This is a genomic window from Nonomuraea zeae, from assembly GCF_005889725.1.
Taxonomy (GTDB): domain Bacteria; phylum Actinomycetota; class Actinomycetes; order Streptosporangiales; family Streptosporangiaceae; genus Nonomuraea; species Nonomuraea zeae.
Genome location: NZ_VCKX01000341.1, coordinates 1 through 12023 on the forward strand (window position 1 = coordinate 1; position 12023 = coordinate 12023).

Sequence of the window (12023 nt, forward strand, 5' to 3'; positions counted from 1 at the left end):
GCCCATCACCTCCGACCCGCCCTTCCACCACGACGCCCGCAAGCTGCTGCTGCCGGCGTTCACCAGGTCGGCGGTCGCCGAACACGAGGCGGCGACGCGCGCGTACTGCCACGAGCTGATCGACGCCCTGAAGGGGCGGCAGACCGTGGACGCCGCCCGCGACTACGCCCAGCACATCCCGATGCGGGTGATCTCCGGCATGCTCGGCTTCCCGCCCGAGGACGGCCCGCGCTTCCGCGAGTTCGTCGAGAACGTGCTGGAGAGCGTCAACCAGCCGCCCGAGGAGCGCTTCGAGCTCTTCAACGCGCTCACCGACTACCTCGTCGCGCAGATCAACGACCACATCGCCCACCCGCGCGACGACCTGACCACGTACCTCATCAACGCCGAGCTCCACGGCCGCAAGCTCGACCCCCTGCACGTCGTGGGCATGGTGATGCTGCTGCTCATCGCGGGCATCGACACGACGTGGAGCGCCATCGGGGCGTCCCTGTGGCACCTGGCCAGGACCCCGGCCGACCGCGAGCGGCTGGTGGCCGAGCCGGGGCTGCTGCCGACCGCGATGGAGGAGCTGCTGCGCGCCTACGCGCCGGTCACCATGGCCCGGCTGGTCAAGCAGGACATGCACTGGAACGGCGTGGACATGAAGGCCGACGACTGGATCCTGCTGTCCTTCCCCGCCGCCAACCGCGACCCCGCCCAGTTCGAGCGGGCCGGCGAGGTGGTCATCGATCGGGAGGTGAACCGGCACGCCGCCTTCGGCCTCGGCATCCACCGCTGCGTGGGCTCCCACCTGGCCCGCATGGAGCTCCGGGTCGCGCTGGAGGTCTGGCTGGAACGCTTCCCCGCCTTCACCCTGGCGGACCCGGCGGCGGTGACCTGGGCCGCCAGCCAGGTGCGCGGCCCCCGTACGCTTCCCCTCCGCATCCTCTGACCGGCGAAGCCCGCACCGCCCACGAATCCGGAGCGACCACCGATGAAAGTACGCATCGACCCCGAACGCTGCCAGGGCCACGGCCGCTGCCACGACCTCGCCCCCGGCCTCTTCACGGAGGACGAAGAAGGCTACGGCCAGGTCGTGGGCGACGGCACGACACCGCCCGACGAGGAACATGTGGCCAGGCTGGCGGCCTCCAACTGCCCCGAACGCGCCATCGACCTTCTGTAGGGCAGGAGCCGTTCCAGTCCAGCGGCGGCTCAGGCGCCGGCGTCCGCGAGGTCGCGGTAGGTGTCCCTGACGACCTCCAGACGGTCGCGGCGGAAGCGGGGCGGCTCGGCATCGCGTACCTCCTGCCCGCGCGCGGACCAGAAGGCGTCCTGAGGGACCTCCTCCTGGCCTTCGGGGATGAACTTGAGCACCTCCTCCACGGCCGAGCGCGCCATCGAGAGTGCCCGCTGAGCGTTCGCCGGGTCGCTGGGAACGTTGCCGGCCGTGAGGTCGGCGACCCACATCCACTCCCCCGCGTCGAGCAGCTGGGATGGTTCGTGTCCGCCGAACGTCGGCCAGGCGCGTGGCATGACCTCGCGCCTGGGCAGCGAGAACAGGAACTCCCGCTCCGCATCGCAGCCTGCGCAGACGCCCGAGTAGCACTTGGCCATCGAACCTTCGACGCTGACGACGCCGCTGTCCCATTCGGTCTCTATTGAGCCGCACTCGCACGGAGTCAGGTCGAGGTACACGAGAGCCTCATCGCGGGTGCGGGCAACCGGCCAATCCGTCACACGCGCAATCTATAAGGGGGGAGGACGACCCCACTAGAGTGTCCGCATGCCGGTGCCGACCCCGTTCGAGGAGCGACTCCAGGAGGCGCACGGCCGAGGGGACCTGACCACCTGCCTGACGCTGTTGCGGTACGCGGACTTCGCCTGCCCGGTCGGCGAAGCCGCCGCCAGGGGTGACGAGCAGATCGCCTGGCCGACGATCGCGGGGACGGATCGGACCTGGCTGGCGGTGTACACCTCGGCGGAGGCGATGCGGAAGGCGACCGGCGACGCCGTCCGGCATTTCCGGATCGTGTCGCTGGTCGAGCTCGCCGCAGGCTGGCCCGACCTGCACTGGGGGCTGGCGGTCAACCCGGGCCTCGAACCGTCGTTCCTGCTTGAGCCTGGCACGGTCGCGCGCCTGGCGGTGCCCACGCTGGAGCAGGACCTGGCGGCCGAGCCGGACAGCGGCCTCCCGATCGTGCAGAAGGCGCTGCAGGTGGCGCAGATCCAGGAGTTGCTGGACAGCGAGCGGCCGCGGGTCTCCGGCTACTGCCATCACGCCTTGGACGTCGCGCACATCGCGACGCCTTCCGTCCTCGCCGACGCGCTGCTGCAGGACGACGCGCTCACCACAGAGGGCGCGATCAACCTGCTGCGCTGGCCGGCGATCGGGCTGGAGCTCTATCGCACCCCGTACGGCGGCATCGACGAGAAGGGCCGCGTGGCGGTGGCCGGCTGGGTGGTCGAGGAGCCGCCGTTCGTCGGCATGGGCCTGGTGCCGAATGCGAATCAGACCATCAGGGAGTACAAGATCGACGGCATCGGCCTGCCGCATGGTGCCGAGATCGTGGAGCTGGCGGCTGACGGGCAGGAGCGTACGCACGCGAGGTATGACGCCGATCACGGCCGCTGGCTGATGGTGGCGGGCGAGTGAGCGGGCAGTCGTATCGCGCCCGCTGGGCCGGGGCGGACTACGAGGCGGCGGCGGAGCTCATCGACGGTCTACCCTGGATGCGTCTGTACGGCTCGGCGCCCGCGGACGGTTTCACGCAGGTGGCGACCGGCCGGTTCGTGCGCGCGGTCCCGGCTGCGGAGTGCGCCGCGGTGTGGCATGTGACGACCAACTGTGAGTGGCATGGTGCCCCGTTCCTGGTGCACACGACGCGGGAGACGGATCTGCTCCTTGAGTACACCGGCGGGGACGCGCTCCGGGCCGTGGCCCTCGGCCTGGAGCGGATCGAACGCGGCGTGTACCGCGTCTGGGTGAAGCGTCACGAGGTGGCAGCGCTCACCGAGAAGGTTGTGATGATTGTAAGCAATTGATGAACAAGATCCCCCTGGTTCCCTTCAGGTCGGATGTTGTTGTTGTTATATTCACCCCAGTTAGGGGGTGGAGGCTTGACAGAGGACGCTGACGCGGCAGGGCTCCAGGCCTACGCCGACGAGTTACGCGAGACCTTCATGCGCATGCAGCGCGAGGCGAGCGACCTCAACGCCCGGGCCCAGGCGATCCGGACCACCGAGAAGTCCGCTGACGGCCTTGTCTCCGCCACGGTGAGCGTCCGCGGGGACCTGATCAGGCTCGACCTCGACCCGCGGGTGTTCCGCCGTCCCGACGCCAGGGGGCTGGCGGACGCGATCACCGACACCGTGCAGCGGGCCAAGGCCAAAGCCCTGGAGGAGTTGGTCGGGCTCTTCGAGCCGGTGATACCGCCCGAACAGTTACGCGCCCATCTGGACGGCGATCTGGAGGCCGTGCTCGATCAGCTCTCCAGCCGGATGCTGGGAGAAGGACGCCGTCGATGACCGCCGACGACCGCGCGGACCTGCACATCCGCGAACCGATCAGCAACAGCCTGAACCAGTGGGACGCCATGGCGGCCGACCTGGCGGCCGCCTGGCCGGGCATCGCGGCGCGGATCCGCGCGCTGAACGCCGCGCTGCCTCAGGGCGACGGGCCGGACGGCGCGTCCTTCACCGCGAGCTACATGGCCGGTGGGGGCCCCGAGAGGTTCCTGCGTGACACCGGCGATCTGATCGAGGAGATCTCCGGCTCCGGGCCCCTGCTGCGCGCGACGGTCTCCAACACGCTCACCACGGAGCAGGCGATCGAGGCGGGCCTCCCGAACACCTACCACCAGGCATGATGGCGGGCAAAGGAGACGTCAACGGCGCGCGGCAGCCGACGAGCAGCGCCCACGCGTTCGGTGGCGGGATGGCTACCAAGGACGTGGAGCCGGTCTGGGAGACCGAGGCGTTACCCGGCTGGGTGGTCCACCACCTGATCCCGCTGCTCACGGCAGGCCAGAGCTGGCCCAAGGGCAGCGAGAGCAAGCTCTGGGAACTACGTGTCGAGTACGTCAAGCTGATGAACCTGCTCATCGGGACTCTCGACCCGACCGCCACAACGGTGCAGACCCTGAACGGCAGCCTCCAGTCGCCCGCCAAACCGGCCATCTTCAAGCGGCTCGCCAAGCTGTCCGACGACAAAGCCGGCGTGGTCGCCAAGGCTCAGGAGTCGTTCTCGTACGCGAAGATGGTCGACAACTTCGCCCGCGAGACCCAGTACTCCAAACTCTCGGTCAACGTCGCGTTCTGGGTCGCGGTGATCGCCGCGTTCATCGCCCTGATCGCCGCGGGCTTCTCCCCGCTCGCGAGCCTGCTGCTGCGCAGCGTCGGCACCGCGGGCGCGAGCAGGATCGCCCTGATCATGGAACGCCTGGCGCTCCTCGCGGCGAGGTCGGGCCCGGTCGCCGCGAGCGGCCAGGTCACCAAGCTCGCGGGGACCGGCAACAAGTTCTTCAACGCGGCACTGGCCTTCGAACTGGTCGAGGAGATCTCGGAAGAGCTCGCCATCGACGCCCTCGCCCAGTACCAGCAGATCAAGATGGGCACCCGCGACACGTGGGACTGGAAGAAGATCCAGGCGGCGGCGATCGGCGCGGGCACCGGCGCGGTCGTCGGCACCAAGCTCGGCGGGCCGATGTCGCGCTTCACCGACAATCTGCCCGGCGTCTCACGGCTGAACAGGATCGCGGGCGACAATCGTGGCGTCGGCAACGCGTTCCTGCGTTTCCCCGGGCGCGCCCTGAACACCGGCCTGAACAACATGGTCGCCTCACCCGCCGGCAGCGTCGTCGCCAACTACGCCGTGTACGACCAGTTCTCGCTGCCGGGCGCCGAAGGAATGTACGGCGGCTTCCTCGGCGGCGCCGGCCGTACGAACACCATCAGCCCGTTCAACCCGAGCGTCGCGGGCGCGATCGTCAACCCGATGTCCACGCTGAGCGGCGTGTTCGACTCCGCGATCGAGGCCCAGCAGGGCAGCGCCGGCACCATGGGAGGTCCGGCCGCCGGCGACTCTTCCGCCACGACCGGGCCCCGCCCTGGCTCGCCTGACGGCGTCGCTCCGGTGGTGCCGCCTCAGCGGCAAGCAGTCGACACCGCCGGCCCGTCCATGGGCCCGACCAGGCGCGACAGCACCGGCACGGGCGTCGACCCGGCAGGCCAGCAGCCCGGGAGGAAGGGGACCCAGACCGCACCGGCACCGGACATCGTCACCCCGGACACCAGCCAGACCAACCGGTCGCAGCAGGGCAACGACGCTAAGGCGCAGCAGGACCTTCCCGCTCCACGGCAAGAGGTGGCGCCGGACGTCCAGAATCAAGCCGAGGACCAGGACCGGGGGCCGGTGTCCCAGCCCACTGCTCGGGACGCCGCACCAACCGCTCAGCAGCAGCCCGCACCCGCACCCAATCAGGCACCCGATCAGGCACTGGCCGAACCCTCGGGCACACCCACCGACGCCCCAGAACAATCGAGCACCCCGACCAGCACCCCGGACCCGGCGAATGCTCCCGAACCGGCCGCCGCTGCGGACCCGGCGAGTGCTCCAGCGGCGGCCACCGCCCCAGAGCCGGCCGGCACCCCGGAGAACTCCGGCGAACCTCACACCTCCCACGCGCCCGAACCCGTCGACGGCACGCAAGACGCCGGCCCGCCCGACACCGTCACCACCTCCGAGACGGCCGGCACCGCCACCGCCACGGCGCCATCGGCGGACAGGCAGCCTGCCGTCTCGCCCGCGCCCGCCCTGCCGGCCCCGAACGCACCGGGCCTGGTCACCCGGCTGATCAGTGGGGCCCGCCGCACCAGGGACACCCACGCGACCGTGACCGGGCGCCCCATCAAGAAGACGAGGTTCGTCGCCGACGGCCGCCACGAGGATGTGCCCCCGCTCACGGTGCAGGAGGCCAGGGCGGCGTTCGAGGCCGAGGTACGCGCCTCCGACCTCGGCGACACGGTCACCGGCCTGCGCTGGACCGGGCCCGCCACTCTGGTGGTCGAGCTCAACGGCCTCCCCGATCAGACGTTCACCTTCGAGGTGGGCCGCGTCCCTCGCCGGCGACTCGGCCGCACCCTGCTGAGAACCGGCCACCTCAACGAGGTACGGCTGGCTCTGCGCGTGGCTCCCGACCAGGTGGCCCGGCTGGTCCTGCACGAGATCGCCGACACGCTCCAGGCCAGGAACCATCCTCGGCAGGGCCCGCTACGCCGCCTGGCCACCCTGCCGGGCGACCGGGACGAGTGCCTGACGGCCCGCCTGCGCGAGGAAGCGTTCCTGAGCCGCAGGATCGCCGAGGCGAGCGCGGACCAACGGCCGGCCCTTGAGGCGGAACGTGACGCTGTGCGCGACATCCTGCTGGCCCGTGGCCTGTGGCAGCCGCCGCCGGCGCCCGCCGTGCAGACTCCGCCGTCGGTGGCCGACCTGATCAGCCGGCTGCGCGAGCACGACCAGGCGGTCGGCCCGGCCGTACGGGAACTCAACCTGGCGCTGATGGAGCAGATCGACCAGCTCCTGCAGATCGAGTTGAACCTGCAGTTGCAGGCGATGGCGACGGCGGGGACCACCACCGACCCGTTGCTGATCGCGGTCGCCCAGGCGAGAGCCGCCTATGAGGACGCGCAGTCCCTCACAGGCGGCTCCCCCGCGCAGCTCACCAAGCTCGCACGGGCGCTGCACAGAGCCCACCAGCTCCACCAGCGCTATGAGGAACAGGCGCAGCCGGTGGCCGCGCTCCCCGCGCTGACCGAGATGGCGCCAGGACCGGATGCGCTCCGCCGGCACATCGCCGCGCTCCGCGCCGCCGACCTCAGCATCGCGACGTCGGCCTCCTCGCTCACGGCGGCCGACCGGAACGCCGCGGCGGCCGCGGCGACGCAGTCCGCCGAGGTCTACCAGTCCCTGCTGGACCAGATGGACCAGGCGAGCCAACATTCGGCCACCCTGCCGAGCGCGTACGTCTCGCAGATGCTCCGGCTGGGCGCCACCTATGAACAGCACTACCGGCAGGTCACGGGGCAGGAGCAGGTGCCGACCAAGCACGGTGCCGAGGACATCGCCCGAATACGTGAGGCCCTGCTCAAGAACGTTTCCGGCCGCCAGGCCACAGCACTGGCCCTGCGTTCCACCATCGAGGCGTTCGACGCGGTCGTCGACGCTCAGCATCGTACGGTGGGCGCCTACCACGAAGCGGCGCGCCAGGCGAACGCGCTCGCGACGGACGCACAGGCCCGCGGCGACGTGGACGCTGCCCGGACGCGGCAGGCGGCCGCCGGAGATCTGATCCGGATCGCCGGGCTGCAGGAGGAGGCCGAACGGGCGGCGATCGCCGCCCGTGACGCTCACCGGGAGCTCGCCGACCTCCTGGACACGGTGGTCAAGGGAGGTCCGGTCGACCTCGCCCAGCTGAACGTCCGCGCGGACGCGGCGGCCGCGGCCCTGCGCGCGTATCAGGAGATGATCGCCCGGCTCCCGCCGGCGACGCCGCCGGCTCCGCTCATCGACCCCACGCCGCCGCCCGACACCGCGCTGTCGCGGCTCAGGCAGGAGACCGACGACAGGGCGAACGCCCTGGCCGCCGCCCAGCAGCACAGTACCGAGCTCAGCCTCAGGCACCAACGGGACGCCGCGCAGGCGAGAGAGAAGGCTCTCGCCGCCTGGGGCCAGGCGACCCGGCACAGTGGGGATCAGGACGACAGCGCGCGCGAACGTAGGCGTAAGGCGGAGGTGGAGGCCGAGCTGGCGACGTCCATCGAGGCGCACCACACCCGCATGGCCGAGCTGTACGAGGCCGCGGCGGCAGCCGCGGGGCAGGCGTTGCAGGCCGTCGATCCGTTGCGGGCCGGGCTGGACGGGGTGAACAGGCCGGACAAGCCGATGACCCTTCAGGTCGAGCTCGCCCTGCAGGAGCTGAAGACCCGGTCGGAAGCCTACGACCAGGCCCACCAGGCGGCGCTGCCGTCCCCGAAGGCGCTGACGGGGACCTATCCGGCGGGGCCGATCGCCGGCCTTGGAGCATTGAACGCGTTGGTCAACGACCTGCTCACGCAGCAGGGTGTGGCCGCGCCGTTCACCGAGGAGCAACTAAGGTACGCCATCCGCCAGGCCTTCCGGACCGCGGTCTCACCCGACGGCATGGTGCTGCGCCTGAACACCTCCACGGGCGCGGAGTTGCGGATCCGGTTGAAGCTGGACGATCTCAAGGAGGTCGTGAACCCCGGCACCTCGCACTCCGAGACCATGATCGGCCTGCTCCGGCAGGGCGGTGGCGAGACGTCCACGACCGGCGCTCTCTCCCACGACGTCGCCTTCAACGGAAACCTGGTCCCGCTCCTCGCCTGGACGCTGATGCTCATTCCCGGCCTCGACCTGGCCGCCGAGGCCGCCCGGCTGGTGGCCGAGCATGCCGTGCTGAACGCCAAACTCGGGTGGGGTGACGAGCAGTCCGTCTCAACCTCGTCGCAGAGCAACTGGCTGGGCGGCAACGTCGAGGACAACCGCGGCATGTCCGCGATGTTCGACGCCAGGGCGAACTGGGAGGTGGAGCTGGTCACGGAGTCCGGCCGGGTGACGCGGACGCTGGAGGCCGGCGCCGAGCGTCAGAGCCTGTGGATCTCACACGCCTACCTCACCGGCCCGCCGGGACGCATCCTCCAGCTTGAGGAGGCAGATCGGCAGCAAGTGCCCTTCCCCGAGCACGTCGTCACCGGCTTGACCGGCCTGACCGCGCTGGGCGGCCGCGTGGCCGACCAGCTCGAAGCGGCCGGACTCAGCCCTGTCGCGCGTAACCAGGTCATCACGACCATCACCGAGGATCTGCCCAGTTATCTGGGCGAGGCCATCAACAACCCGTCAGGACTCCAGCGGACCATCACCGTGAACGGCCGGGTCCGAGCCGTGGTGACGGTGCACACCGAGGTGGCACCCGGGGGCACGCCCGTCGGTGGCCCCAGCACCAAGCACCACCAGGAGCGGCTGCGCAACGGGTCCTCCACCGCGGGCAAGAACCGGTCCGACGCCGACCACAAGAGCGGCGTGGCGGAGGGCGGGGTCGCCCCGAATCTCATGGGCGCCCGGGGGATGGACCAGAAGGGAGAGTGGGGCGGGAAGCTCACCGGGAGCCTCACTCCGTCGCGGTCGGCCGCGGCGTCCACCAGCGTGAACGCGACGGCCATCCATCCGAGCGTGCAGCGGTGGGCGGGCCACACCCAGGGCTACGTGCTGGACCTGACGCACACGGTGACGGTTCAGCTGGTCGGCGCGGCCCCAGTCACCCTGCCCCCCGAACAGAGCGCCGGGTTGTTCCGCATTCCCGAGCCGGACGCCTACCGCTACGGCCTGCCGGTCGACGCCGAGGCGGAGACCGGGCGCGCCGCGGACGGGACCATCCTGTTGAGGGACGATCCCGACGAGGCCGACCCGCCAGGCAGGGTCGGCGAGCCGCCCACCTGGTACGGCGACGACCCGGGACAGACCCGTGGCGCCGGCCCGGCACTGGTTCAGCAGGTCACCGGCATGGACTCGGTCCGCGCCGAGGTCGAGAGATATCTGCGGGGCAAGGGCGTGCTGCCTCAGCTCGTGAACGGCGTCCCTGTCTACTCCGCCTCCCCCGTGGTGAGGGCGAGCCAGATCGCCAACGAACAACTGGTCGCCGAGCAGTTCTCCGCAGAACGTCTGGAGACCGGTTACGACCAGGCGGCCCAGGAGGGCCTGTTCATCAACCTCGTCCATCACCGGTGGGGCCGCGCGGCCGAGCATTACACCCTGCGCATCACTCTGGAGCAGGACTTCACCCAGATCGCCTACCAGGGCGTGACGAGCGCCGAGCCGGTGGTGAACCTGGACATCGGCTCGGACACCTACTCCGTGACCCGCAAGCACGGGTCAACGCTGACCGGCTCGGTCCAGGCCGGACCCGAGTTCAAGAACGACCCCGGCCTCGACTGGGCGGGGACGGCGAACGCCGGCTTCAGCTACGGCAAGGGCAACCAGATCACGACCACCACGGGCAGCACCGTCAACCAGGTGAAGCTCATCGAGGGCGGTGGACTGACCGCGGTCCTCCGCATCCCGCACACCATCCGCGTCGATCGGCTGACCGGCCCGGACCACGCGGAGCCCGTGGTGGAGGACGAGGCCGGCGACGCGCGCGTCCTGCTCCCCGCTGACCTGCTGCCGCTCTCGCCGTCCGCGGACGGACACCCCCGGCCGGAGAGCCCGCGCCATCCGACCTCGCCGGCGGCTCTGCGGCTGGCCACGATCGCCCATCTCGACGCCGGCGCCGTGGCGACGGAAGCCGCGAACCGGCTCGCCACGCGGCTCGACCGCGATTCGCCGCAGTTCCAGCACCTGGCGGCGTTCTTCAACGTACGCGGCCTGATCAGTCACCCCGAGGTGTTCACCTCCGGCCTCCGGACCGGGGTGCACACCCCGACCATGTTAGGGGGACTGCGGCACCAGCCCGTCTCCCTGCGCCTGACGCCGGGCGAGTCCCGCTTCCTGTCCGCCACCGACCTGGTGGTCGGCGACATCAACCTCACGCTCGGCTCCCACGCCGGCTCTACCCAACGAAGCACGACGAAGGGCGGCGGGGTCACCGCCGGAGGTCCGCTGCACGGCACCACGGGCTCCGAGGAAGGCGCCGCGGGCTCCTGGTCGACGACCACCACCCGTGAGGGGAAGGTCATCGCCGGACCGGAGCGGCTGGGCATCGACACGAGCAAGAAGTACGCCTTCGCCATGGACGTCACGCCGGAGCTGACCGTGGGTTCCGGCGCCGACGCCGAGACCACCGAACTGAGCGACGGCACCGTCATCTACCTGCTCGCCGAACGTGACGCGCTCGACCTCTACGCGAGCGGGGAGGTGCAGCTGCCCCTGCACCAGGCGGCCGACGCGGCCGAACGGCTGATGAACGGCAACCTGAAGCTCGGCCGCCGGATCGCGATCAGGTTCATGGCCCGCTACCTCCAGGACCTGGACCAGGCGAGAGGCACCAATGCGGGCCGGCCTGACGTGCCCGGTGTCCCGCTCACCTCGGGGCATACCAGGCATGGGGCTTTGCGGGCGCTGCTCGAACTGTTCCCGGAGAACAGGCTGATCGAGCTGATGCCGCCGGGCGTCCCTGCGGGGCAGCCGAGCGAGAAGGCCGCCGAGACCCGCGAGCGCATGCTCAGCAGGCCCGAGTTCTACCTTCATGTGCTGGACAACCTGCTGGCCGCCGCCCAGCGGCTGGAGAACGGCGAGGTCCCCGCCGAGCTGGCGCCGGCCTACGGCGACTCCATCGGCATGAGTACCGTCAAGCAGGTCAGCCTCCATCCGGCCACCGAGCCGGACACCGAGGTGGAGCTGCTGAGCCAGATCGTGTCGGCGGTCAACGAGGTGGCGCCGGGTGCGCTCGATCAGGACACCGAGCTGTGGCAGGCACTCGCGACCGACTACTCCCGCGAAACCTGGCTCGGGAAGATCGACGACCTGCTGGACCCGGACTCACCCGGCGGCGACTACGTCGTCAGGGTCGACGGGGTCGAGGACCTGCTCGAAATCACCGTACGAGTTGAGCTCGGTCCCGACGTGGCGTATCGGGGTGAGATCTTCGACTACGGCCAGATCTTGCAGCGCTACACCATGCTCGAAGACAACACCTCCGAATCGGCGAGCACGACCGGCAGCCCCAGCTTCAAGGGGGCGGTGAGCGCCGAGTCGGGTGCCGCGACCACCGACCGTGGACACACCAGCACGGGCGCGAGCAACCTGCAGCAGACCCGGGTCGAGCGTGTGGCCTCGTTCAACGGCCCCCAAGCGGAGGTACGCCAGGGCATCAGGATCTCCGTCGAGGTGCGCAAGAGCCCGGCCGTACAGAGGAATCCGCCCAACCAGTCGGTCCCGAGCCCGCCGTCGGTCGCCGCCAGGGAGGTGTCCGGCACCATCGACCGGATCATCCCCGCCGGCATGGTCTCTGTCTCTTATACACACT

General features: G+C 70.5%; 8 protein-coding genes. 7 read left to right on the forward strand and 1 reads right to left on the reverse strand.

All coding sequences use genetic code 11. The features are described from left to right. The coding region (locus ETD85_RS53520) for a cytochrome P450 (RefSeq protein WP_138697553.1) at window positions 1–934 on the forward strand (934 nt) is incomplete at its 5' end. 42 nt (window positions 935–976) lie between these two features. After that, on the forward strand, window positions 977–1168 hold the full coding sequence (locus ETD85_RS53525; protein ID WP_138697554.1) for a ferredoxin: 192 nt from the start codon (window positions 977–979) through the stop codon (window positions 1166–1168). 29 nt (window positions 1169–1197) lie between these two features. Here ETD85_RS53525 and ETD85_RS53530 read toward each other — a convergent pair whose 3' ends face one another. Continuing rightward, window positions 1198–1680, reverse strand: coding sequence for a hypothetical protein (locus tag ETD85_RS53530; protein WP_240780015.1), 483 nt, complete (start codon window positions 1678–1680; stop codon window positions 1198–1200). A gap of 88 nt (window positions 1681–1768) precedes the next feature. Between ETD85_RS53530 and ETD85_RS53535 the strand changes: the two genes are divergently transcribed. From ETD85_RS53535 to ETD85_RS53555, 5 genes are all read left to right on the forward strand, one after another. Continuing rightward, entirely contained in the window at window positions 1769–2638 is an 870-nt protein-coding gene (locus tag ETD85_RS53535; RefSeq protein WP_138697556.1) for an SseB family protein, read from the forward strand. Then, on the forward strand, window positions 2635–3027 hold the full coding sequence (locus tag ETD85_RS53540; RefSeq protein WP_138697557.1) for a hypothetical protein: 393 nt from the start codon (window positions 2635–2637) through the stop codon (window positions 3025–3027). The genes ETD85_RS53535 and ETD85_RS53540 overlap by 4 nt, the downstream gene beginning before the upstream one ends. Before the next feature lie 75 nt (window positions 3028–3102). Continuing rightward, window positions 3103–3510: a YbaB/EbfC family nucleoid-associated protein gene (locus tag ETD85_RS53545; RefSeq protein ID WP_240780016.1), complete on the forward strand. Its 408-nt coding sequence runs from the start codon at window positions 3103–3105 to the stop codon at window positions 3508–3510. Continuing rightward, a complete protein-coding gene (locus ETD85_RS53550) occupies window positions 3507–3851 on the forward strand; it encodes a hypothetical protein (protein ID WP_138697559.1) in 345 nt (114 codons plus the stop codon). The genes ETD85_RS53545 and ETD85_RS53550 overlap by 4 nt, the downstream gene beginning before the upstream one ends. Then, on the forward strand, window positions 3848–12023 hold an 8176-nt coding region (locus ETD85_RS53555), incomplete at its 3' end, for a hypothetical protein (protein WP_138697560.1). The genes ETD85_RS53550 and ETD85_RS53555, both read left to right, overlap by 4 nt.